The sequence below is a fragment of the Ruegeria sp. AG1 genome (assembly GCF_056541705.1).
This window is the reverse complement of the sequence record NZ_JBQFYU010000007.1, coordinates 191925-214936: the sequence shown is the minus strand read 5'-3', so window position 1 is coordinate 214936 and position 23012 is coordinate 191925. Positions and strand designations below refer to the sequence as shown.

Genomic DNA, 23012 nt, shown 5'->3' with positions numbered 1-23012 from the left:
ATTCTCAGCCCCGACGAGGCGCGGGCCGATGGATCGGAGGCCGTGCTGCTGGCGGCCGCGCAACCGGAGGCCGTGGGCGCGCCGGAGGCTTCGCGATCGGCGGCGTCGGACGTGCCGGAGGTCTATTGACCGGCGGTCGATCCGGCCTGTCCGGACGGTCGATATCGATATCCACATCCACGTCGTGGTAATAATCGTTCCACAGCATCGAGTCGTAGAAGGGATCATAACCATATCCGACGCCTACCCCCACGCTGACGCCATCACAGGCCGCCAGAGTCAGGCTTGAAATCCCCAGACCCAACACTAGAACGGATCGCTTCATCAGTTTACGTGTCATCTGAGCCCCCTATTGCAAAGACCGGAACGACGCGAACACGGCGTTCAGATCATCCACATAGGCAGGATCGGCCCCGTTCCGCAGGATCGTCACGGCAATCGCAACGCGCCCACGGGGCAGATCAATAATGGTGGCAGTGAAACTCACCCCTCCGTCTCGCGTGCCGGTGCCCCGGATCACCTTGGCAGGCAGTCCTGCAATCCGAATGTCGCTGGTGCTGGTAACCGTGGGATCATTCACCAGAAACTTGTCGATATCATCCAGATACCGCAACCCGTCCTGAATGCTGTTAACTCCTGCCGGCGAGACAAAGCCCATCCAGACCGAGTCATCCGTGACCGGCTTGAACCCCATCACACGCGCCACAGCGCGGGGGTCGCCCAGCTCCGTGTCTTCAATGTCGCGTGGTCCGCCTGTGCGCAGCACCCAGAAATCCGGCACCGCAAAGCTGAAGAGCGCACGCCCGGCGTCGGTATAAGTCACCGGGGTATCTGCGGCAGCTGGCACAGCCGCCCCGACCCAAAGGGCCGCGCAGGCCGCCAGAGCCGTCTTTAAACGAATACGCATATCTCAATTGCCTAATTATTTCACTGATCGCAGATTGGCCCGTCGCGGCTGGTCTTGTCCAGCACCCCCTTGCCTGGAAAAGAAAAAACCCGCGCCTCGGATCTCGGGGCGCGGGTTAGAATTTCAGCAGGCTCAGGCGCTTAGCTGCGCGCCTCTCCGACCAGTTTCCAAACGGCGGGGATCAGCAGTGCCGCCAGACCCAGCTTGATGGCGTCGCCCAGCAGGAACGGTGTCAGGCCCCATTCCAGGATCGGCTTGTCCCAACCGTAGAGCTGACCCAGCCACAGCAGGCCCGGTACGTAGATCAGAACGTTGGCCAGCAGTAGCGCCAGTGCCAGTTTGGTAACCGAGCGGTCCCAGCCGCGCGCGGCCAGAGCGCCCAGCAGAACGGTCGCCATAAGGTAGCCGACCAGATAGCCGCCGGTGCCGCCCATCATGTAGGTCAGACCGAACTTCTCGGCCGAGGAACCTGCGAACACGTCAAAGCCCAGCGCGCCAACCAACAGGTAGCCAAGCATGGTGATCAGACCCAAACGTGCGCCATAGGCGGTGCCGATGGTCAAGACAGCAAAAGTGCCCATTGTGATAGGAACAGGCCACATCGGCACTTTGATTTTCGCAGCAACCGCCAGGGCCACGATGCCCAGAACGACCAGTACAACCTGCTTTACAAGCAGCGCCGTACCTTCACGCGGGCCAAACGCATTGGCCAGAACGTTTACATTCATCTTAACTTCTCCCAATTCGGACCAAGATTTCTGCACCAGCAATGCCTTGTCAGCGCTCAAACTGCAACATGATTACGCTACCGCAGCATAGTCTGTGGTCATTTCGTAGGATTTTCGCGGCCCATTCACCGTCCATTGCACCGACCAGCGGGGCCAGTCGTGGAAATCATAGACCGCATCGTAACTGTCAGGCGCACAATCATGGTGGTCCGAGGCGTTTTGGTCGCCCAGCGTCAAGGCATGGAAAAACCGCCCGTCGTCAAAATGGATCAACACGCGATCTCCACCGTCGTGCCAAAAATACTTGCGGGTCCCTTTCATCGAAGGCTGTCCGGGGATGTCGAGCGTCACCTCTTCAGTGTAGATCAGCCCGTCCTCGGATCGCTGCAGCAGGGCCTCTCCCTCTGCCTGCACGACCTGCCCGGCCCGAGCATCGCGGATTATGCGCGTCAGGCGCCAGCGCCCTTCGAAATCGGACAATGTTGTCGGTAAGGTCGTCATTTCCACTATCCCGGCCAGATCGCCGCAATCAGGCACTCATGCCTTGTTCCCATACGCCTGCGGCGTTAAACCCCGCCGCAACGCTCTCTGCCAAATCACAATAAGGTCCTGCTGCCAATGATTCCTCGTTATTCCCGCCCCGAGATGGTTGCCATCTGGTCGCCCGAAACCAAGTTCCGCATCTGGTACGAGATCGAGGCGCATGCCTGCGAAGCCATGGCTGATCTGGGCGTGATCCCGCGTGAAAACGCCGACGCGGTGTGGAAAGCCAAGGACGTGGAATTCGACGTGGCCCGCATTGATGAAATCGAAGCTGTCACCAAGCACGACGTCATCGCATTCCTGACGCACTTGGCCGAGCATGTGGGCAGCGAAGAGGCCCGCTTTGTGCATCAGGGCATGACCAGCTCAGACGTTCTGGATACATGCTTCAACGTACAGCTGACCCGCGCCGCCGATATTCTGATCGCAGACCTTGAAAGCCTGTTGACCGCTCTGAAGCGCCGCGCCATCGAACACAAAGACACAGTTCGCATCGGCCGCAGCCACGGCATCCACGCCGAGCCGACAACGATGGGCCTGACCTTTGCCCGCTTCTATGCCGAGATGGACCGCAACCTGTCCCGTATGCGCGACGCGCGTGCCGAAATCGCCACCGGCGCGATAAGTGGCGCGGTAGGCACCTTCGCCAATATCGACCCCCGCGTTGAAGAGCATGTTTGCGACCAGTTGGGTCTGGTGCCCGAGCCGATCAGCACTCAGGTCATCCCGCGCGACCGTCACGCGGCCTTCTTTGCGACGCTCGGCGTCATCGCCAGCAGCATCGAGAACATCGCCATCGAAATCCGTCACATGCAGCGGACCGAGGTTCTTGAGGCCGAAGAGTTCTTCTCGAAAGGCCAAAAGGGCTCCTCGGCGATGCCGCACAAGCGCAACCCGGTTCTGACCGAAAACCTGACCGGTCTCGCCCGTCTGGTCCGTATGGCCGTCGTACCCGCGATGGAGAACGTGGCCCTGTGGCACGAGCGTGATATCTCGCACTCGTCGGTCGAGCGGAATATTGGCCCCGACACCACCGTCACTCTGGATTTCGCGCTGTCGCGTCTGACCAGCGTGGTCGACAAGCTTGTCGTGTATCCGGAAAACATGCTGGCCAACATGAATAAGTTCCGAGGTCTGGTCATGAGCCAGCGCGTTTTGCTGGCCCTGACCCAGGCCGGTGTCAGCCGCGAAGATGCCTACCGCCTGGTGCAGCGCAACGCGATGAAGGTTTGGGAAGAAGGCAAGGACTTCAAAACCGAGCTGCTGGGCGATGCCGAGGTGACCGCTGCCCTCAGTGTGGAAGAGATCGAAGAGAAATTCGATCTGGGCTACCACACCAAGCATGTCGACACGATTTTCGAGCGTGTCTTCGGCGAATAAACCATCCTAGAAAAGCGCCCGGCCCCCATCGACCGGGCGCTTTTTGCATCATAACGCACTTCGTGATCAAAAATTCTGTCTGCTTTGTGAATAAATCGAAAAGCTCCGGTGTTAGCTTTTTTGAAGATCACACTATGATTTCAATGAGCAGACCTGACCACGGAGTTAAAACTATGCGCATTCTTCTTGCATCCGCGATTGCACTGACCTCTTTCGCCTTTTCCCCCATCGCAGCCCACGCGGCCGGTGGCGGCGGTGCCAATCCCCCCAAGCCCACCAACACGACCAAGAAATGCCTGTTTGGCCGGGTCTGGAGCGAAGACCGCGGGCGCTGCGTCAAACCGAGCGCGACGAATTTCACCGATGAGGACCTCTATGAGGCCGTGCGTGAGCTGGCATATGATGGTCAGTTGGAAAACGCCCAGAACATCCTGCGCGTCATGAGCGATCAAAATGATGACCGCGTTCTGACCTACTGGGGCTTCACGCACCGCAAGATGGGCAACATTGAGCTAGCAAACGCCTATTACGAGCAGGCCATCGCAACAAATCCCGATAACCTTCTGGCGCGCAGCTATATGGCTCAGGGCTTTGTTTCCGAAGGGAAAACTGATCTGGCCATCGCCCAATGGCGCGAAATCAAGGCCCGTGGCGGCGAAGGCACTTGGGCCGAGGCGTCTCTGCGCGAGGCCATCAAGACCGGGCTGACCTATAACTACTGAGGTTCAGCCTTTCTTTACCTGATTCCCGCTAATCTGCCTGCGGAACGGAACTTTGGCACCGCAGGCAGATGCAGGACATGAATACTTTGGTTCAGGTGGCACCGGGGGCTCAGCCCTCGGGCGCAGGTCAGGCGGACGACGCGCCTCGCGTCGTCCCACGCACACTCAGCAATCGTCAAAAGGCCGCTATCGTGGTGCGTCTGTTGCTGAATGAAGGGGCGGACATTCCATTAGAGGAACTGCCTGACGATTTACAGGAAACTCTCACGCATCAACTGGGTCAGATGGGGCTTGTGGACCGTGTGACGCTGGATGCCGTGGCGCAGGAATTTGGCGATGCGCTGGATAGCGTGGGCCTGTCCTTCCCCCATGGCCTCGCCAGTGCGCTGGATGCGGTAAACGGCAAGATTGCCCCCGCCACCGCAGCGAGATTGCGCAAGATCGCCGGCGTGCGTCAGATTGGTGATCCGTGGCAAAGACTGCGAGAAATTTCGGCCGAGGATCTGGCCCAGATGGCGCAGGCAGAAAGCACTGAGGTGGCCGCCGTGATGCTGTCCAAACTCGACACGGCCAAGGCAGCGCAATTGCTAGGGCACCTGCCCGGCCCAATCGCGCGACGCATCACCTATGCGATCTCCAAAACAGCCAATGTGACGCCCGAAGCGGTGGAACGGATCGGCTGGTCGCTGGCTGCTCAACTGGATCAACGCCCGTCGCAGGCGTTTTCCGATGGCCCAGGCGCGCGTGTGGGGGCGATCCTGAACCAATCGGCGGCCTCGACCCGAGATGGTTTGCTGACGGCCCTGAACGAAGAGGACGCTGAATTCGCGGATATCGTGCGTCAATCCATCTTCACCTTCGCGCATATCCCGGCCCGTATCGCCACGCGCGATGTGCCCACCATTCTGCGCGGAGTCGAACAGGCCAGCCTTGTCACCGCGTTGACCGGCGCCGCCGCCGATGATGACAAGGCCTCGGTCGAGTTTATCCTCTCCAACATATCTTCTCGTATGGCGGACAATCTTCGCGAAGAAATGGCTGAGCGAGGGCGAGTGAAACAGTCCGAGGCCGAAGAAGCGATGACCAAGATCGTAGGTGCAATCCGCACCTTGGTGGAAGATGGCGCGCTGACATTGGTCGAGCCGGAAGAAGACGAAGACTGACCTCAACCGGCTGAGTGCTTGAGCTTGCCGAGCCGGGCCTGTATGTCTGACCTAGCAAAACGCAACACGCCGTGAGACACCTCCATGCCTGTCGAAAAGTCAGAGCTCAGCCGGTTTGAGCTTGGGAAATACTATGTCGCCAGTCTGTTCCTGAAAGGCGTGATCGGTGGCATGCGGCTGCTGCCCTATGGAACCCGCATCGCGGCAATGGGGACCTTGGTGCGCGGATTGGCCCCGCTGGTGGGGTTTCGCAAACGGGTCCGAGCCAACCTGAAGCTCACCTGCCCTGAGCTTTCAGATCGTGACATTAACCGTATATCGGCTGAGGTCTCGGACAATGCAGGCCGGGCCATGATGGAACATTTCTCGCCCGAAGGGTTCACGGCGCGCCAACGCAAGGCCAAGACATCAGGCCCCGGTGTGGCCGCTTTTGATGCCGCTGCCGCCGAGGGGCGACCGGTTATGATCATCGCAGCGCATTTCGGGCACTACTTGGCAGCGCGAATCGCGCTGCAGGCCCGCAGCGGGCGCCCAATAGGTTGCCTATTCCGTCGCATGGCCAACCCGTATTTCAACGAGGCCTATGTCGAAGCCTTCTACAAAACCGGCTCACCTATGTTCGAACAAGGCCGGCGTGGGATGGTTGAGATGGTGCGCTCCCTCAAAGGCGGTGAAATGATTGCTATAGTCTCGGACCTGCACGTTCATGGCGGCGAGGAGTTAATGTTCTTTGGCAAACCCGCCGTCACATCCCTGCTGAATGCCGAACTTGCGATGAAGTTCAATGCGGTCATGATCCCTTGCTACGCAGTACGCCAACCAAATGGTCTGGATTTCGAGATCGTGTTACACGACCCGGTGCCACATTCCGACCCCAGAACCATGACGCAGCATATCAACGACGATCTGGAACAAATGGTGCGCCAGCATATGGGCCAATGGTTCTGGATTCACCGCCGCTGGAAGGCATGGAACGGGCTGGGTGTTCAGCCCGAGGATATGCCCTGATCACTTCACATGCGCGGCCGCAATAATTGGCCCGTGACCTGCCCGCTGCACCAGAACAACCGCTGGCAGGTCCGAATCCAACTGTGCTGCAAACGCCTGCTCATTGACGCCGTACCAGCGCCCGGCCATCTGCCAGCTTTCCACCACATTGGCATAATCGAGGTCATGGCCCGCGAGCTCTCCACGCCGGATAGAGGCATGGCGCAGCGGCGTGTACTGAACGATCCGCACGTCGTAGGTATCCCCAGCTGGCAAGTCGATCGGCGTTACGCGCACCGTCACCTCTTGCCCCGAACGTTCGGCTTCGACTTCGGCTGTCGGCGCAGCGATGAGATGTGCCTTGATCAGCCGATCCAATTCCTGCGCCTTCGCGCCAACCACGTCGTGCTGCCCGTTGATCACCATCTGAGGTGTGTAGATCATCGACCGGCCACCATTGCGGGCATAGGCCCGTTGCCGCGACGTATGATCCGCAATGGCGTATTCGTCCTTCCAGCCGATGTAGTCCCAGTAGTCCACATGCAGCGCCAGCCCGATCACGTCATCGCGCTTGATTAGCTCGTGCAAAAGCCGATCCGCCGGCGGGCAGGACGAACACCCTTGCGAGGTGAACAGCTCGATCACAACCGGATCCTCTTGCGCCGATACTGAAAAGGCGGCACAGGCGGATAGAATGGTGGCTGCTAGGGCGGACTTGAACATGAGTTCCCTCGGCTTGAAAATTATGCAAAACGGATAAACGTTTTGCTCTTCAAGCTCCAATCAAGGTTTCTTGAGACGAGGCGACCTCCTGCCCTTGAATTTGCATACCACAGTATACACTTTCGATTTGTCACTAACTGACGCTTGAACCCCGGACAAACGTGATCAAGATAAACCGCAGCGAATCCCATTTTCCAAGTTATTTGAGAGGGAGGCCACAGGATGCCTATCAAAACCGGACAGGATACCGCCAATACACGCCGCAGCCTGAGCGTGAATGGCAAAACCATTTCCTATTACTCCATCCCCGCCGCTCAGGAGGCCGGTCTGGGAGATTTCTCCAAGCTGCCCGCCGCGTTGAAAGTGGTGCTGGAAAATATGCTTCGGTTCGAAGATGACGGATTCTCTGTCTCTGTCGACGACATCAAGGCTTTTGCGGAATGGGGCGAAAACGGGGGCAAGAACCCGCGTGAGATCGCCTATCGCCCTGCCCGCGTGCTGATGCAGGATTTCACCGGTGTGCCTGCCGTGGTTGATCTGGCGGCGATGCGCGATGGGATCAAAGCTTTGGGCGGAGATGCGCAAAAAATCAATCCGCTAAACCCGGTGGATCTGGTCATCGACCACTCGGTCATGATTGACGAGTTCGGCAACCCTCGTGCGTTCCAGATGAATGTGGACCGCGAATACGAGCGCAATATGGAGCGCTACCAGTTCCTGAAATGGGGTCAGAACGCCTTCAACAACTTCCGCGTCGTTCCGCCTGGCACCGGCATCTGCCATCAGGTGAACCTAGAATATTTGGCCCAAACCGTTTGGACGGATACTGATCAGAACGGCGAAGAGGTCGCCTATCCCGACACCCTTGTCGGTACAGACAGCCACACCACCATGGTCAACGGCATGGCCGTTCTGGGATGGGGCGTCGGCGGGATTGAGGCAGAGGCAGCGATGCTCGGCCAGCCGATCTCGATGTTGATCCCCGAGGTTGTAGGCTTTGAACTGACCGGTGCGATGGTCGAAGGCACTACTGGTACGGACCTTGTGCTGAAAGTTGTCGAGATGCTGCGCGAAAAGGGCGTGGTCGGGAAATTCGTCGAATTCTACGGCGAAGGTCTGGACCGCCTGCCGCTGGCCGACCGCGCGACCATTGCCAACATGGCCCCGGAATATGGCGCAACCTGCGGCTTCTTCCCGATCGACGGCGAAACCCTGCGCTACATGCGCAACACGGGCCGTGATGAAGATCGTCTGGCGCTGGTCGAAGCCTATGCCAAGGAAAACGGGTTCTGGCGTGATGAGACCTACGCGCCGATCTACACCGACACCCTGACGCTGGACATGGGCACCATCGTGCCTGCGATCTCGGGCCCGAAACGCCCGCAGGACTATGTCGCGCTGACCGATGCCAAGGCGGCCTTTCTGAACGAGATGGAGAAGACCTTCAAACGCCCGATGGGCAAACAGGTCGAGGTCAAGGGCGAGAACTACGGTATGGAATCGGGCAAGGTTGTGATCGCCTCGATCACCTCCTGCACCAACACCTCGAACCCCTATGTGATGATCGGAGCGGGTCTTGTAGCCCGCAAGGCCGCCGCGCTGGGTCTGGACCGCAAGCCATGGGTAAAGACCTCGCTTGCGCCGGGATCGCAGGTGGTTTCCGCCTATCTTGAGGCGGCGGGTCTGCAAGACGATCTAGACAAGATCGGGTTCAACCTTGTGGGCTATGGCTGCACCACCTGTATCGGTAACTCTGGCCCGATTCAGCGAGAAATCAGCGAGGCGATTTCCGAAGGCGATCTGGTCGCCACCTCGGTTCTCTCGGGCAACCGCAACTTCGAAGGTCGGATCTCACCGGATGTGCGCGCCAACTATCTGGCCTCGCCGCCTCTGGTCGTTGTGTACGCGCTGGCAGGCACCATGGATATCGACCTGACCTCCGAACCCATCGGTCAGGGTCGGGACGGTAATGACGTCTTCATGAAGGACATCTGGCCCAGCCAGAGCGAAATCGCGGAATTGGTCGAAGCAACCGTCACCCGCGAGGCGTTCCAGTCCAAATATGCCGACGTTTTCAAAGGGGATGAGAAATGGCGTGAGGTCGAGGTTCCACAACAGGAAACCTATGACTGGCCACCGACCTCGACCTATATCCAGAACCCGCCCTATTTTCAGGGCATGGGGGCCGAGCCGGGCACGATCTCAAACATCGAAGGGGCCAAGGTACTGGCGATCCTGGGCGATATGGTCACGACCGACCATATCTCACCCGCCGGATCGTTTGCCACGACCTCGCCCGCCGGTCAGTATCTGATCGAACGTCAGGTGCAGCCGCGTGAGTTCAACTCCTACGGCTCGCGCCGGGGCAACCATGAGGTCATGATGCGCGGCACCTTCGCCAATATCCGCATCAAGAACGAGATACTGGATGGCGTCGAAGGTGGCTACACCAAAGGGCCGGATGGCGAACAGACCTCGATCTACGACGCGTCGATGGCGTATCAGGCGAATGGCACCCCTCTGGTTGTTTTCGGGGGTGAACAATATGGCGCGGGCTCTTCCCGTGACTGGGCCGCGAAGGGGACTGCTCTGCTGGGCATCAAAGCCGTGATTGCAGAGAGTTTTGAGCGCATCCACCGTTCAAACCTGGTGGGAATGGGCGTGATTCCGTTTGAATTCACCGGTGGAGACACGCGCAAAACGCTTGGTCTGAAAGGGGATGAAACGGTCTCGATCCACGGTCTGGACACGATTGAGCCGCTGCAGGAGGTGCCCTGTACCATCACCTATGGCGACGGGACCGAGAAGACCATCACCTTGAAATGCCGCATAGATACAGCCCCTGAGATCGAATACATTGAGAATGGCGGTGTTCTGCACTATGTGCTGCGCAATCTCGCGAAAGCGGGTTGACGCGGTGTTGATCCACAGACTGAAAAGGACGCCGACCGGCGTCCTTTTTTTTTTGCGAGGCTCTGCCTCGCGCTCCGAGGTATTTTTGAACAGAAGAAGTTGATTGTATCCTGAGTGGACCATCAACCGTGTGCGGGAGGTAGGTATGGAGAAAGTGGCCTTGGTAACGGGTGGCGCGCGGGGTATCGGGCGCGCCATCGTGGAAGACCTACAGAGCGATCATCGTGTTGCTTTCACATGGCTGTCTACCAAGCCCGATCCGATGCTGGAAGAGGAAGGTTTGCAGCCGATACGGTCCGATCTGACGCAGGACGGGCAGCCTGAAGCGGTTATACGCCACGTTGTTGAACGTTTCGGGCGGCTGGACGTGATCGTGAACAATGCAGGTTTGGTCAGATCCACTCCGAAAGAGGTTTTTGACCGGGGAGATCATCGCGCAATTGTCGATTTGAACTTGTTGGTGCCGGCCGCGTTGCTGGCGGCTGCTCTGCCCCATTTGAAACCGGGTGCGGCGATTGTCAGCATTTCCTCGATGAACGCCGTTTTGCCACCGAAAGACGCAGTGATTTACGGGGCAAGCAAGGCAGCCCTGAACCTGTGGACACGCGGGATGGCAAAGGAACTTGGTCCCCAAGGCATTCGGGTCAATGCGGTGGCGCCGGGGGCGATCAACATCCCCGAAGACCCGCGCCCCGAAGACTTGACCGCCTTGTTCGTAGAGAACACGGCCATGGGGCGGATTGGGAGGCCCGAGGATATCGCGAAGGCCGTGCGGTTCTTGGCGTCAGACGACGCCGCATTCATCACGGGTGAAACCTTGGCTGTGACCGGTGGCTACAGGCTCTAACCGCCAGCCGCTTTTTCAAGGGCCGGGCGGATCGTGCTTTCGATCACACGCTGGGTGATCGGCCCGGCGAAACGCAGGACCACGGTGCCCTCCCCGTCGATCACATAGGTTTCGGGAACGCCGTAAAGCCCCCAGTCCAGCGCCATGCGGCCCTGTTCATCTCGACCGATGCCGGTATAGGGATCGCCCAATTCAGTCAGGAAGCCTTCGGCATTGTCCAACTTGTCTTTGTAGTTGACGCCGTAGACCGGGATGCCTTCGTTCGACAGCGCCTCAAGGTTTGGATGCTCTGCGCGACAGGGGGCGCACCAGCTGGCCCAATAGTTGACCAGCTTGACCTGTCCGTCCCGCAGGGTCGCGTCGTCGAAAGGCGTTTTGCCCGGAAACTCGGTCAGGACGACCGGAGGGGCGGGTTGCCCTTCGCGGGCGGATGGCAGGGCGTTGGGGTCGTCTCGGAACATGCCGATACCGGCCAGAACGGCAAAAGCACCAAAGATCAGCGGTGGCGCGACCATCAAAGGCGAAATCTTAGCCATTGCGCGACATCCTTTGTTCGATTTTCTCCATCTCGGCCCGCACTTTGCGTCCCCGGATCACGCTGAGGATGACCAGCGCCACAAGCAGCAGGATCGAAGCCGCATAAGAAGACAAGACAGCGTCCGCGTATTTTCCAAGATCAGGCATCATGCGCCCACCCTTTCGCGAGCCAGCAACGCTTTGACCCGACGCGCACGGATTTCGGTGCCGGTGCGATACAGAACCAATGCGATGAACAGCAGAACGAAGCCAATGATGCAGGTAAGCAATGGATAGAAGAACACGTTGCTGACTTTCTCTTCAGTATCCGTGCCCGTGACCGCTCCGGCCCGCATGACCGAGGCACCCTGGTGCAGCCCCTGGTTCCAGAAATTCACCGCATAACGGCTGAGTATTGCGAAGACCGACCCCACAAGACACAGGACCGAGGTCAGGTCTGCGGCGGTGTCCGGGTCCTCGATTGCTTCCCACAGGGCGACGTAGCCGAGATAGAACAGGAACAGGATAAGGAACGAGGTCAGGCGCGGATCCCAGGCCCACCAGGTGCCCCACATCGGCTGGCCCCAAATCGCTCCGGTCGCCAATGCGATCAGGGTCATCACGATGCCCACAGGTGCGGCGGCGCGCGCTGCCAGGGCGCTGACGTGATGGCGGCGCACCAACCAGACCAGCGACGTCACCAGCATCATCAGCCAGCAATTGATCGCCATCAGGGCCGATGGGACGTGCAGGTAGATGATCTTGACTGTCGATCCTTGTCGGAAGTCATCAGGCGTGAAGAAGAAGCCCCAGATCAGCCCAACCGCGATGCAAACCGCGGAGGTGATCCAGAAAAAGGGCAAGACACGCTCGCTGGTGGCAAGAAACTTGCGCGGGTTGGCATATTCCCAGAGGGCGTTGGCTTTGGCTGCGATAGACATGGCCGTTATTTAGTCTGACTCGGGTTCATTCTCAATTGACCTTGCTCAAAGTTGTGGCGCTTCACCGCAGATTGATGCGCAGGACCGCTGCGCTGGCGAATGGAAGCAGAGCGATCGTGGCCATCGTGATCCCCGCCAGCATCAGAAGTGGGGTTTGGGTCTCCATCCCGGCGGCACCCCGGCGGGCGACTTCTGCGCCGAAGATCAGGGTTGGGACGTATAGCGGTAGAACCAGCAGTGACAACAGCAGGCCACCGCGTTTCAGGCCGACGGTCAGGGCTGCGCCGAATGTGCCGATGACGCTCATGGCGGGCGTGCCGAGCAGGAGCGAGATCACCAGCCAGAAGAACCCCGGCGTGGGAAGGTTCAGCAAGACGCCCAGAAACGGTGCCGCCAGAACCAAAGGCAAACCGGTCGTGATCCAATGCGCCAACGCTTTGATCGAGACCACAGCCTCAAGCGGCAGGGGCGCGGTGGCCAGAAGGTCCAGCGAGCCGTCCTCCCAATCCAGGGCCAGAAGGCGGTCGAGGGACAGCAGACAGGCGAGTAAAGCACCCAGCCACAGAATTCCCGGCGCAATGGTCGAGAGCAGCGACGATTGTGGGCCGACAGCAAAAGGCACCAGGACCGTGACGATCAGGAAGAAGGCAAGGCCGAGACCAAAGCCTCCGCCTGCACGGAAGGCCAGCTTCAGGTCGCGCAGCAACAGGGCGATCACAGGAAACCTCCATCAAAGTCATCGATGGGTTGCCGTTTGGCTTTGTAGGGGCCGACGTCCAGAACCTCTCCGTCGAGGCCGAGGTCGATATGGGTTGCAATCAGGGCCGAGCCGCCCTGCCCCAGATGCCCGCGCACAGCGTCAGCGAACATCTGAACGGCGTTTTTGTCGAGTGAGACGGTTGGTTCGTCCAGCATCCAGATCGGCCGCCCCGTGACCAGCATCCGTGCAAGGCCCAGCCTGCGCTTTTGCCCGGCCGACAAGTTGCCCGCATGGCGGTCGGACAGGTCATTCAGCGCAAAGGCGTCTAGTGCTGGCTGGATGTCATGGGTCCCAAAGACGGACGCCCAGAAGGCAAGATTTTCGACAACCGTCAGGGTTGGCTTCAAACCATCGGAATGCGAGGCGTAGGCGATCTGGTCCTCGGCACCTTCGATCTTTCCCGCCAAAGCAGGCTGTAGCCCTGCCAGAGTGCGGAGCAGCGTTGTTTTTCCTATTCCGTTCGGCCCACGCAAAATGAGCGCCTGACCGGGGGTGAGTTTGAAGCTCACCCCCTCGAGCACGGGCACGCCACCACGGGTGATGGTCAGATCGAAAACGGTTAGAGTCATGAGACTCGCTTATCCGATTGGGGACGCAGGCAAAAGGTTGGATTTGACGCAGGGAGCTAGGGCAGTGCGCTTGGATGTGTTCGGATGCGAGGGGCCAGCCCCTCGCGCTCCCCGAGATATTTTGGGCCAGATGAAGGGGATCCCGTCAGACGGGGATCAGAGCGAGCGCAATGCGGCGACCTTCGGATAGCAGGACGTTGTAGGTACGGCAGGCGGCGGGGGAGTTCATGATCTCGACTCCGATCCCCGCAGATTCGAGAGTTTGGCGCAGCTCGGGTGGGATGTGGGCAAGCTCTGCTCCGGTTCCTATGAAAAGGACGTCAACGACCTCGGACAGTTCGCGCAGTGGCTCGTCGTCTGAGTATCCGCCCCACGCCTGCGTTCCCGTCGGGCCGGTCAGTACGGCGCCTTGGTGAACGCGCCCTCCGATCCGGAAAAAGCCAGGGCCGTATCCATCGACCGGTTCGGCGTTGGTGTAGTTGATCTCATTCAATCGCATGCGCTGTGTTTACCCCCAAAGCGGCAGGCCGGACAAGGCCGCCAGCGCAATCGCCAGATAGGCGGCCGCGCGGTAGAGGCGTTCTCGGTCTGGTCGGAAAAGCCACCCGCCCAGCCAATTGCCCAGCAGGTTGGGTAGCGCCAGAAGCAGTCCCAGCCCAGCAGCGGCAAGGGTGACCTGCGCCATGCCGGTCAGGTAGCCGAGCAGCAGGAAGTCGAACCCGAACAGAAACAGCAGGATCGTCGCGCGAATGACTTCCACAGGTAGTGGGCGCGACATGTAGAACAGGATGACGGCCGGACCAGGGAGCCCGGCGACACCGCCAAGAAACCCGGCGGCTCCGCCGATACCCGTGACCATCACGCGGCTGACATGACCGTGATAGCGCAGGCCGAGGATCAGAATGGCCAGCATCGCAAGGGCCAGACCACTGACCGCATAGCGGAAAACCTCGGGCGCGACCTGCGTCAACACCCATAGCCCCAGCGGAAGGACCAGTGCACAGCCCAGCAGTAGGCGCATCAGATCGCCCTTGTTCACAGCACTCCATGCCCGGCGTAGGTTCGGCAGGGGGCCAAAGATATCCATGATTGTCAGGCCGATCAGCGCTCCGAACGGGCCGAGATATGGGGTGGCTATGGGCAGGAACACCAAAGCAGTGCCAAACCCCGAGAAGCCGCGAACGACGCCCCCAAGAAAGGCTGCAAATAAAACTACGGCCAGACCCTGTGGGGACTGGCCGAAGAACTCAGGCATCTACGTTGGCAAACTGGTTGCCCGCATTGTTGGACGGCTTGGACCAGTCACGCTTGACGCCCAGCCACAGCAGGATGGTCGAGGCCACGAAGACCGACGAATAGGTCCCCACGATCACACCCCAGATCATCGCGAAGACAAAGCCTCGGATCACGTCCCCGCCAAGCACATAGAGCGAGATCAGCGCCAGAAGGGTCGTGACCGACGTCATCACCGTTCGGCTGAGGGTTTCGTTGATCGAGATGTTGAGCACCTCTTTGAGGTCTTTTTTCTTGTACTTCCGCAGGTTCTCACGCACGCGGTCAAACACGACCACAGTGTCGTTCAGTGAGTATCCCACGATGGTCAGAAGCGCCGCGATGATGGCCAAATCGAAGCGGATTTGAAGCTCCGAGAAGATGCCGATTGTCAGGATCACGTCATGCACAAGCGCCGCGACCGCGCCAAGAGCGAACTGCCATTCGAACCGCAGCCAGATATAGACGAGCACCGCTCCGATGGCCAAAACGATGGCGATCACGGCTGTCTGGATCAACTCGCCCGAGACTTTGGGGCCAACCGACTCCACCGACACGAATTGGATATTGGGGATCACGGTCTGCAGCGCGCCCTCAACAGCTGTGATGGTCGAGGCTTCGACCGCTTCGGCATCTGCCTGTGCCTGAATGCGGATCATCGCGACGTTGTCTTCTGGCCCGAAGGTCGGGTCAAAAATCTCGGTGATTGAGACGTCGCCCAGTTCGAGAGGTGCAATTGCGTCGCGATAGACACCCACGTCAATCGGCTGGGTGCTTTCGGTACGGATCGTCGTGCCGCCCCGGAAATCGATACCGAAGTTGAGGCCCTGCAACATGAATGAGGCGAAGGCCACAACCATCATGAGGGCGGAAATGCCCAGCCAGAGTTTCCAGCGGCTGAAGAAATCGAACGAGGTGCTTTGGGGTACGAGTTTCAGTCTCATGATCAAACCTCGATCGTTTTCGGACGGCGGCGTTCGAACCACATGACGACCATCAGGCGCGTCACGAAGATCGCAGTGAAGACCGAGGTCAGGATACCCAGGCCCAGAGTGATGGCGAATCCGCGCACAGGGCCGCTGCCCATGGCAAACAGGATCACCGCCGTGATGAAGGTGGTCACGTTGGCATCCGCGATGGCCGAAAGGGCTTTTTCATAGCCCAACTCAATCGCACGCGCGGGGCCTTTGGCGGATTTCAGTTCCTCTCGGATACGTTCGAAAATCAGCACGTTAGCGTCCACGGCCATACCGACAGTCAGAACAATACCCGCGATACCCGGCAGGGTCAGCGTCGCGCCGATCAGCGACAGCAGACCGAACAAGAGGCCCACGTTGATGATCAAGGCAATGTTGGCGAAGAGGCCAAACAAACCATAGCTGAGCGCCATGAACACCAGCACCGCGGCGAAGGCTACCATAGTGGCGACTTTACCGGCGTCGATGCTGTCCTGACCCAATTCAGGGCCGATGGTACGTTCTTCGAGGAACTCCAGCTCGGCAGGCAAGGCCCCTGCCCGTAGCAGGATGGCAAGGTTGGTGCTTTCCTCGACCGTGAAATTGCCGGTGATGATGCCAGAACCACCGGGAATGTGGCTTTGGATCACAGGGGCCGAGATCACCTCATCATCCAGCACGATCGCGAAAGGTGCGCCGATATTTTCCAGCGTATAGTCACCGAATTTCCGCGCGCCTGATGTGTTGAACCGGAAACTGACGGCGGGACGTCCGTTCTGATCAAACGAGGGCTGCGCATCAACCAGTTCCTCCCCAGTCACGACAGGAGAGGATTCAAGCGTGTAGTACACACCGCTTTCGTCAATCGACGGCACCACTTCTTCACCGATACCTGCAGTGGCATCCGGGTCCGTGCCACGGCCAACAACGGGGTTGAAGGTCAACTGCGCCGTGGTGCCGATGATCTCTTTCAGCTCACCTGCACTTCCGATCCCGGGAACCTGAATCAGGATACGGTCTGCACCTTGGCGCTGAATGGTGGGTTCACGCGTACCAACCTCGTCAATCCGGCGGCGCACGATCTCAAGCGATTGACGCACGGTGCGATCGTCCGAGGCCAGCTTCTCCGCCTCGGAGAGCTGCACAACGATTGTGTCGCCATTGGCAAAAGCTTCGATATCGGTCGCACCGACACCTGTCAGCGTCTGAACCTGACGGGCCAGACCACGAACGGTTTCGAGCGCACGAGACATCCCCTCGGGCTGGCTGATGCGGACGCGAATCTGATCGGGGTCCGAGTCCTGACGACGGATCGTACCAACGGTGGAACGCTCATCCCGCAGGGCGTCGCGGATTTCGGGCCACATCGCCTCCATGCGGGATTCGTAGACATCTTCGACCTTGACCTCGGCCAGCAGATGCGCACCGCCCCGCAGATCGAGGCCCAGATTGACCAGGGAGGACGGCAGCCAGTTCGGCCACTGCGCCGCCTCGGCCTGATTTTCGGGCGTATCCGCGCCAAGCTCAATCGCGGCTTTGGCGTCGTTGGATTGTTCGACCCGCGTGTAGAACGCATTCGGCAGAGCCAAGAGCAGGCCGGTCACACAGACCAGCCAGATCAGAACCCGCTTCCAGGTATCAATTTGCAGCATAACCCTGCCTTTTCAAGGAATTGTAAGGCGAAGTTACTTCGCAGGTTCGGTCTTGTTCAGAACCTGAGCGATGGTTGACTTGACCACACGAACCTTAACGCCCTCGGCGATCTCGACCTCGATCTCGTTGTCGCCTTCCTTGACCTTCGACACCTTGCCGATCAGACCACCCTGTGTGACGACCTGATCGCCACGGCGCACGGCTTCGACCATGGCCTGGTGTTCTTTCATCTTCTTTTGCTGCGGACGGATCAGCAGGAAATACATGATCGCGAAGATCAGGATCAGCGGGAGAAACTGGGCGATTGCGCCACCTTCCATGGGATATTCCTTTTTCTTTGACTTGCGGCACCGTTCCGCAAATTTGGCGGGAACCTATGCGCTGATATGCGTGTTTGCAAGCAATGGCGGCAGCGTGACCCACCTGAACGCACACCTGCCACCATAAGAACCGTCAAAACGTTGCAGATATGTCCTAGGAACACTGTTCAAACCGGGTATAGTTCCAAACAAGGGGGACACATGGCACGGCAATTCAAACCCTTCCATTTGCTACGTTATTTGCTGACTGCAATGGCGACAGCCCTTTGGCTAAGCCAACCTGTCGAGGCACAAGAGTCACCGACGGATGCACCTGCACCAGAAGCTGCAGAATCAGAAACTTTTATGGCCCCAGTTATAATAGACGGGGACGTTCTGTTTCAGGTTCGAGGCTCAAGCGCACTACCCGCCCCCGAGCGTGCCGAAGAAGTTCAAGACAAGATCATAGAAATCGCCGAAGCGTCGGACGCGTCTGAGGTCACGATCAGCTTTGAGGAAACCGAGTTCGGCACCTGGGTTCTGGTTGATGGTGAGCGGGTTTCGATCGTCACCGAAGCCGATGCAGAATTGGACCAGATGGAACTCAGCGTTGTCAGCGTTCTGCACGGCAATGCGATCAAACAGGCTATCGAGGCCTACCGTTTGAATCGAACAGAACAGGCGCGGGTTTCAGGCGCTATCGAAGCCGCGGCTTGGACCTTGGGCTTCGTTGTCTTTGTCGTTGTCATCTTTTGGCTTCACCGCAGAATCCGGCGGCGGACACTGAGATTCGTGAAGCGCTACCTGAAGGACGTGGAAACCGCTACGGCCAAGAGCGTTCAAGCCGAGGCCATTGCAGCCTTGGTGCGTTACGGTCTGAATTTCGCTCTGCTGGTGATTTTCTTCCTGGGTTTCTACTACTACCTGTCTTTTGTCCTACTGGCCTTTGCCGAAACCCGGTATTTCGCGCAATTGCTGCTGACCTATCTGACCGAGCCGGTCCTTCTGATCTTCCAAGGCATCCTCAGCTATATCCCGAACATGATCATGCTTGGCCTGATCGCCTGGGTAACTTTGTATATTATCAAGGGCATGCGGGTCTTCTTCGACGCAGTCGAGGCGGGATCGTTCGATATGGGCGATTTTGAGAAGCATTGGGTCAACCCCACCTTCAACATCGCCCGAGTGGTCGTAATCCTGATCGCGCTGGTCTTTGCCGTACCCTACATTCCAGGCTCGGATTCGGCGGCGTTTCAGGGCCTGACCATTCTGGTCGGTGCGATGCTGTCGCTGGGTGCAAACTCGGTCGTGTCGAACATGCTGGCCGGGCTATTCGTGATCTATCGCCGCTCGACCTCGATCGGGGACCGTATTCAGATTGGGGATCACATTGGCGATGTGGTGCAGATCAAGCTGATGGAAACACATCTGAAATCCATCAAGAACGAGCTGATCTCGATCCCCAACGCGCAGCTGATGAATTCGGACGTGGTGAATTTTTCGAAGAAAACAGATGGCAGCGGGTTGTTGCTGCACACAACCGTTGGCATCGGCTATGAAGAACCACCTGAAAAGATCGAGGCGATGTTGATCGAGGCCGCCAATCGCACCAAGGGGATCAAGGCCAAGCCCGAACCCTTTGTCCTGTGGACCGCGCTGGCCGACTACGCGATCAACTATCAGATCAACGGATACACGACCCGGGGCAGCATTATTCCCAAGATCCGGTCAGATCTGCATCGCAACATTGTGGCCGTATTCAACGAGAATAACGTGCAGATCATGACCCCCTCATACATCGCGGATCCGCCCGAACCAAAGATCCCGCCCGGGGAATGGGACGGACATCTGGCTCATCACGATGAGGAGCCGGACAGTTAGGCGCAGTTTGGTTAACCAGCGCTACACCCTCCGAGATATATGGTGCATAAGCAGTCGCAGTGATTCACTGCATTCAAGGATCTGAACTATGCACGACATCCGCGCCATTCGCGAAAACCCAGCCGCTTTCGACGCCGCTCTTGCGCGCCGTGGGGACGCGCCGGTGTCGTCAGACCTGCTGCGGCTGGACGAGAGCCGCCGCGCCAAGATTCTGGCCGCAGAAACCGCTCAGGCCGAACAAAACAAAGCTTCGAAAGAGGTCGGCGCGGCCAAAGCCCGCGGTGATGAGGCCGAATTTGAGCGTCTGCGCGCGCTGGTCGCTGATAAGAAGGCCGAAATCGCCCGGATGCAGACCGAGGCCAAGGATCTGGACGCTCTGCTGGCGGACCAACTGATCCGTATTGCCAACCTGCCCGCCGAAGATGTGCCCGAAGGCGCTGATGAGAACGACAATGTCGAGGTCAGCCGCTGGGGCACACCACGCGAACTGGATTTCGCGCCGAAAGAGCATTTTGAGATTGAGGCCGTTCAAAACGGTATGGATTTTGAAACCGCCGCCAAGCTCTCTGGCTCGCGCTTTGTGCTGCTGTCCGGCGGTGTCGCGCGTATCCACCGTGCCCTGGCCCAATTCATGCTGGACACGCATATCAACGAAAACGGTCTGACCGAGGTCAACGGCCCGGTTCTGGTTCTGTCCGAGATGATGCAAGGCACCGGCCAGCTGCCGAAATTCGGCGAGGACAGCTATCAGACCCGCGAAGGCTGGTGGTTGATCCCGACCTCCGAGGTTTCGCTGACCAACATCGTCAACGACACAATGATTGAGGAAAGTTACCTGCCCCGCCGTTATACCGCGCATTCGCTCTGCTTCCGGTCCGAGGCCGGTTCGGCGGGCAAAGACACCCGCGGAATGCTGCGCCAGCACCAGTTCGAAAAGGTCGAGATGGTCTCGATCACCCATCCCGAGACCTCGGATGATGAACAAAAACGCATGGTGCGCTGCGCCGAGGGCATTCTTGAAAAACTGGGCGTGCCCTACCGCACCGTGATCCTGTGTACGGGAGATATGGGCTTTGGCGCCCGCCGTACTTTTGATATCGAGGCATGGCTGCCCGGTCAGGACACCTATCGCGAGATCAGCTCGGTCTCAACCTGTGGTGATTTTCAGGCTCGCCGCATGAATGCGCGTTTCCGGCCCGAAGGGGGCGGCAAACCGGAATATGTCCACACGCTGAACGGCTCTGGCCTTGCGGTGGGTCGCTGCTTGATCGCCGTGCTGGAAAACGGTCAGAACGCAGACGGCACGGTCACCCTGCCCGATGTCCTTGCCCCCTATCTGGGCGGCAAGCTGGCGCTGCAACTGGACGGAACGCTGGCATAAGAAAACCGGCCTCCGCGTTGCGCGGTGCCGGTTCGAAACACTTGAAAGGGCGAGGAAGGGTTACTTGTTTGCCTTTTTCTTATCCTTCTTCTTGTCAGATTTTTTGTCCGACTTCTTGGCGTCCTTTTTGCCCGCATCTTTCTTCTTGTCGGCCTTTTTGGACTTGTCGTCCTTCTTGGATTTCTTCCCCTTCTTGGACTTGGCCTTCACCTTGTCCTTGGCCTTTGAGAACGCAGCCTCCATCTCCGCCCGCTTTTTCGCAGCTTTTTCAGCCTTGGCTTTTGCCTTGGCTTTCTTCTTGGCCTTCGCCTCTGCGGCTTCTGCAGCGGCTTTTTCCTCGGCCGCTTTGCGCGCGGCTTCGGCGGCGCGCTTCTCGGCAGCAGCGGCGACAACTGTCTTGCGCGCAGCGGGGCGTCGGGCCGCCGGTTTACGCGGAGCGGGCTTGCGGGCGGCAGGTTTCCGGGCGGCTGCGCGACGCGGGGCTGGTTTTGCAGTCGCCGGTTTCGCAGCGGTCGCCTCTTTTGCGGCGGCAATCAGGACGGATGCGCGCGCCACACCGACACGGGGGACCTTGACCAGATCTTCCGGTTTCGCTTTCGCAACGGCTTCGGCGGTCTTGAAACCGTTATCGGCCAAACCTTTGGCGAGCGTATCGCCAACGCCTTTTATCTCGGTCAATGCGGTCATTCTGGGTCCTTTCTCTGTCTCCCTGGTCACCTGTATATACACAGGATATACGCTCTTCAAGCAGAGCTGCGCCTATGACGATCCATGGGCCAAGTCAGCAGTCTGCCCTTTTTTCGGAAAAGGCACCAGCCGCTTGGCATCTTCGTCCCATAGTTTCAGGTTCAAAGCGGCCACCGCTTCGGGAAACTTGATCCGACGCGGGGTATATTCGGGCGGCAGGTTATAGTGACACTCACGCAACCGATAGGACGGGATACGGGCGTTGAAATGGTGAATATCGTGCAAGGTGATACAGGCCACCGCGTTGTCGAACCACCAACCGAAATCCAGCGCTGACGAGCCTTGAAGCGCCGCGATCTGCGGATCCAGATCCGGTCGACGATCCCAATATGTGTCCTCGAAATTGTGCTGTAGATAGACGAGGAATACGCCCAGCATCCCACCCAGCAAGGAAAACACAAGCCAGACCAAAATACCGGTCGTCCCGGCGATCAGGTAAAGCAGCCCGAGAAAAACGACGATCGAGAGGTTGTGAAGAACAACGCCCTTAACACCAAACCGCACCGTGTTTTTGGGCCAACGGTAGCGAATGAAATAGGTGAACAGAGCGCCCACTGGCACGAGAATAAATGGGTTGCGGTACAGGCGATAGACGAGACGTTTGAGCCAGTTCGCCTCGTTCCATTCCCGGAGGGTCATGGTGTGGATTTCACCGGTCTCCCGATGCTCAAGGTTGCCGATCCCCGCATGATGCAGATTGTGGTTCTGCTTCATCACCTCAAAAGGGGCAAAGGTGAAAGGCGACAGGCCGTGCCCGGCCCATTCATTCTGCTGGCGCGTTTCGAACAGGGAATGATGGCCACAGTCATGTTGCAGCACGTAAAGTCGCACTGCGGAAAACGCGAAAACAATCCCGGCTGGGACCATGACATACCAATGGTCGACGTTCACAATTGCCAAGGCCAGCGAGGCAAAATAGACGGCGAAGGTTCCGAAATAGCTCAGGGCTGCAAGCCTGTTGTCCTGAACCGCGTATTGCCGCGTGTAGTCTCTGAGATTCATCAAGCCCTCTCCCACGATGGCCCGGTTAAATGAGAAGCAAAAGGAATTCAGACCCGCCGCAAGACGAGCCGCGCACAGGAAACAAATGCACGCTCCTGAATGCTAGCGTGCAGAAAGGGCGC

Annotated in this window: 25 protein-coding genes; 8 read left to right on the top strand and 17 right to left on the bottom strand. The window is 58.7% G+C overall.

The window, feature by feature from the left end; all coding sequences use genetic code 11:
* Positions 1-4: 4 nt before the first annotated feature.
* From ACR0B5_RS12790 to ACR0B5_RS12775, 4 genes are all read right to left on the bottom strand, one after another.
* On the bottom strand, positions 5-340 hold the full coding sequence (locus ACR0B5_RS12790; RefSeq protein WP_170374057.1) for a hypothetical protein: 336 nt from the start codon (positions 338-340) through the stop codon (positions 5-7).
* 9 nt (positions 341-349) lie between these two features.
* Positions 350-907, bottom strand: coding sequence for a hypothetical protein (locus ACR0B5_RS12785; RefSeq protein WP_170676480.1), 558 nt, complete (start codon positions 905-907; stop codon positions 350-352).
* Positions 908-1047: 140 nt separating this feature from the next.
* Positions 1048-1635: a biotin transporter BioY gene (locus tag ACR0B5_RS12780; protein ID WP_170676482.1), complete on the bottom strand. Its 588-nt coding sequence runs from the start codon at positions 1633-1635 to the stop codon at positions 1048-1050.
* A gap of 72 nt (positions 1636-1707) precedes the next feature.
* Complete coding sequence (locus ACR0B5_RS12775; protein ID WP_170676484.1) at positions 1708-2136, bottom strand: DUF6314 family protein; 429 nt, start codon at positions 2134-2136, stop codon at positions 1708-1710.
* Between the two features lie 117 nt (positions 2137-2253).
* Between ACR0B5_RS12775 and purB the strand changes: the two genes are divergently transcribed.
* The 4 genes from purB to ACR0B5_RS12755 all read left to right on the top strand — a co-directional run bounded on the left by purB (position 2254) and on the right by ACR0B5_RS12755 (position 6451).
* On the top strand, positions 2254-3558 hold the full coding sequence (gene purB / locus ACR0B5_RS12770; RefSeq protein ID WP_480540887.1) for an adenylosuccinate lyase: 1305 nt from the start codon (positions 2254-2256) through the stop codon (positions 3556-3558).
* Positions 3559-3731: 173 nt separating this feature from the next.
* On the top strand, positions 3732-4280 hold the full coding sequence (locus ACR0B5_RS12765; RefSeq protein ID WP_170639557.1) for a tetratricopeptide repeat protein: 549 nt from the start codon (positions 3732-3734) through the stop codon (positions 4278-4280).
* A gap of 68 nt (positions 4281-4348) precedes the next feature.
* Entirely contained in the window at positions 4349-5443 is a 1095-nt protein-coding gene (locus ACR0B5_RS12760; protein WP_480540885.1) for a flagellar motor switch protein FliG, read from the top strand.
* Between the two features lie 84 nt (positions 5444-5527).
* Positions 5528-6451: a lysophospholipid acyltransferase family protein gene (locus tag ACR0B5_RS12755; protein WP_480540883.1), complete on the top strand. Its 924-nt coding sequence runs from the start codon at positions 5528-5530 to the stop codon at positions 6449-6451.
* Here the strand turns inward: ACR0B5_RS12755 and ACR0B5_RS12750 are convergent, their stop codons facing one another.
* On the bottom strand, positions 6452-7153 hold the full coding sequence (locus tag ACR0B5_RS12750) for a DUF1223 domain-containing protein (RefSeq protein WP_170721758.1): 702 nt from the start codon (positions 7151-7153) through the stop codon (positions 6452-6454).
* A gap of 222 nt (positions 7154-7375) precedes the next feature.
* Here ACR0B5_RS12750 and acnA point away from each other — a divergent pair, with 222 nt between their 5' ends.
* Positions 7376-10066, top strand: coding sequence for an aconitate hydratase AcnA (acnA, locus tag ACR0B5_RS12745; protein ID WP_480540881.1), 2691 nt, complete (start codon positions 7376-7378; stop codon positions 10064-10066).
* 145 nt (positions 10067-10211) lie between these two features.
* Positions 10212-10913, top strand: a complete 702-nt coding sequence (locus ACR0B5_RS12740; RefSeq protein ID WP_480540879.1) for an SDR family NAD(P)-dependent oxidoreductase — start codon at positions 10212-10214, stop codon at positions 10911-10913.
* On the opposite strand, the gene ACR0B5_RS12735 is transcribed toward ACR0B5_RS12740, so the two are convergent.
* From ACR0B5_RS12735 to yajC, 10 genes are all read right to left on the bottom strand, one after another.
* Positions 10910-11449 carry a DsbE family thiol:disulfide interchange protein gene (locus ACR0B5_RS12735; protein WP_480540877.1) on the bottom strand — a complete coding sequence of 180 codons (540 nt, stop codon included), beginning with the start codon at positions 11447-11449 and terminating at the stop codon, positions 10910-10912. The genes ACR0B5_RS12740 and ACR0B5_RS12735 overlap by 4 nt on opposite strands.
* On the bottom strand, positions 11442-11600 hold the full coding sequence (gene ccmD, locus ACR0B5_RS12730) for a heme exporter protein CcmD (RefSeq protein ID WP_480540875.1): 159 nt from the start codon (positions 11598-11600) through the stop codon (positions 11442-11444). Before ccmD ends, ACR0B5_RS12735 begins: the two co-directional genes overlap by 8 nt.
* On the bottom strand, positions 11597-12370 hold the full coding sequence (locus ACR0B5_RS12725; RefSeq protein WP_480540873.1) for a heme ABC transporter permease: 774 nt from the start codon (positions 12368-12370) through the stop codon (positions 11597-11599). The genes ccmD and ACR0B5_RS12725 overlap by 4 nt, the downstream gene beginning before the upstream one ends.
* A gap of 61 nt (positions 12371-12431) precedes the next feature.
* Positions 12432-13088 carry a heme exporter protein CcmB gene (ccmB, locus tag ACR0B5_RS12720; protein ID WP_170374071.1) on the bottom strand — a complete coding sequence of 219 codons (657 nt, stop codon included), beginning with the start codon at positions 13086-13088 and terminating at the stop codon, positions 12432-12434.
* Complete coding sequence (gene ccmA, locus ACR0B5_RS12715; protein ID WP_480540871.1) at positions 13085-13699, bottom strand: heme ABC exporter ATP-binding protein CcmA; 615 nt, start codon at positions 13697-13699, stop codon at positions 13085-13087. Before ccmA ends, ccmB begins: the two co-directional genes overlap by 4 nt.
* A 145-nt stretch (positions 13700-13844) precedes the next feature.
* On the bottom strand, positions 13845-14198 hold the full coding sequence (locus ACR0B5_RS12710; RefSeq protein ID WP_480540869.1) for an Mth938-like domain-containing protein: 354 nt from the start codon (positions 14196-14198) through the stop codon (positions 13845-13847).
* Positions 14199-14207: 9 nt separating this feature from the next.
* Positions 14208-14954, bottom strand: a complete 747-nt coding sequence (locus tag ACR0B5_RS12705) for a TSUP family transporter (RefSeq protein ID WP_480540867.1) — start codon at positions 14952-14954, stop codon at positions 14208-14210.
* Positions 14947-15915, bottom strand: a complete 969-nt coding sequence (gene secF, locus ACR0B5_RS12700; protein ID WP_480540865.1) for a protein translocase subunit SecF — start codon at positions 15913-15915, stop codon at positions 14947-14949. Before secF ends, ACR0B5_RS12705 begins: the two co-directional genes overlap by 8 nt.
* Positions 15916-15917: 2 nt before the next feature.
* Positions 15918-17579 (bottom strand): protein translocase subunit SecD, encoded by a 1662-nt coding sequence (gene secD, locus ACR0B5_RS12695; protein WP_480540863.1) that lies wholly within the window; start codon positions 17577-17579, stop codon positions 15918-15920.
* A 33-nt stretch (positions 17580-17612) separates the two neighbouring features.
* Complete coding sequence (gene yajC / locus ACR0B5_RS12690; protein ID WP_155151194.1) at positions 17613-17900, bottom strand: preprotein translocase subunit YajC; 288 nt, start codon at positions 17898-17900, stop codon at positions 17613-17615.
* Between the two features lie 345 nt (positions 17901-18245).
* On the opposite strand from yajC, the gene ACR0B5_RS12685 reads away from it, so the two are divergent.
* A complete protein-coding gene (locus ACR0B5_RS12685) occupies positions 18246-19760 on the top strand; it encodes a mechanosensitive ion channel family protein (RefSeq protein ID WP_480540861.1) in 1515 nt (504 codons plus the stop codon).
* A gap of 88 nt (positions 19761-19848) precedes the next feature.
* Complete coding sequence (gene serS, locus ACR0B5_RS12680) at positions 19849-21141, top strand: serine--tRNA ligase (protein WP_480540859.1); 1293 nt, start codon at positions 19849-19851, stop codon at positions 21139-21141.
* A 60-nt stretch (positions 21142-21201) separates the two neighbouring features.
* Here serS and ACR0B5_RS12675 read toward each other — a convergent pair whose 3' ends face one another.
* Both ACR0B5_RS12675 and ACR0B5_RS12670 read right to left on the bottom strand, forming a co-directional pair.
* On the bottom strand, positions 21202-21828 hold the full coding sequence (locus tag ACR0B5_RS12675) for a helix-hairpin-helix domain-containing protein (protein WP_480540857.1): 627 nt from the start codon (positions 21826-21828) through the stop codon (positions 21202-21204).
* Between the two features lie 72 nt (positions 21829-21900).
* Complete coding sequence (locus tag ACR0B5_RS12670) at positions 21901-22890, bottom strand: fatty acid desaturase (RefSeq protein WP_480540855.1); 990 nt, start codon at positions 22888-22890, stop codon at positions 21901-21903.
* Between the last annotated feature and the right edge of the window lie 122 nt (positions 22891-23012).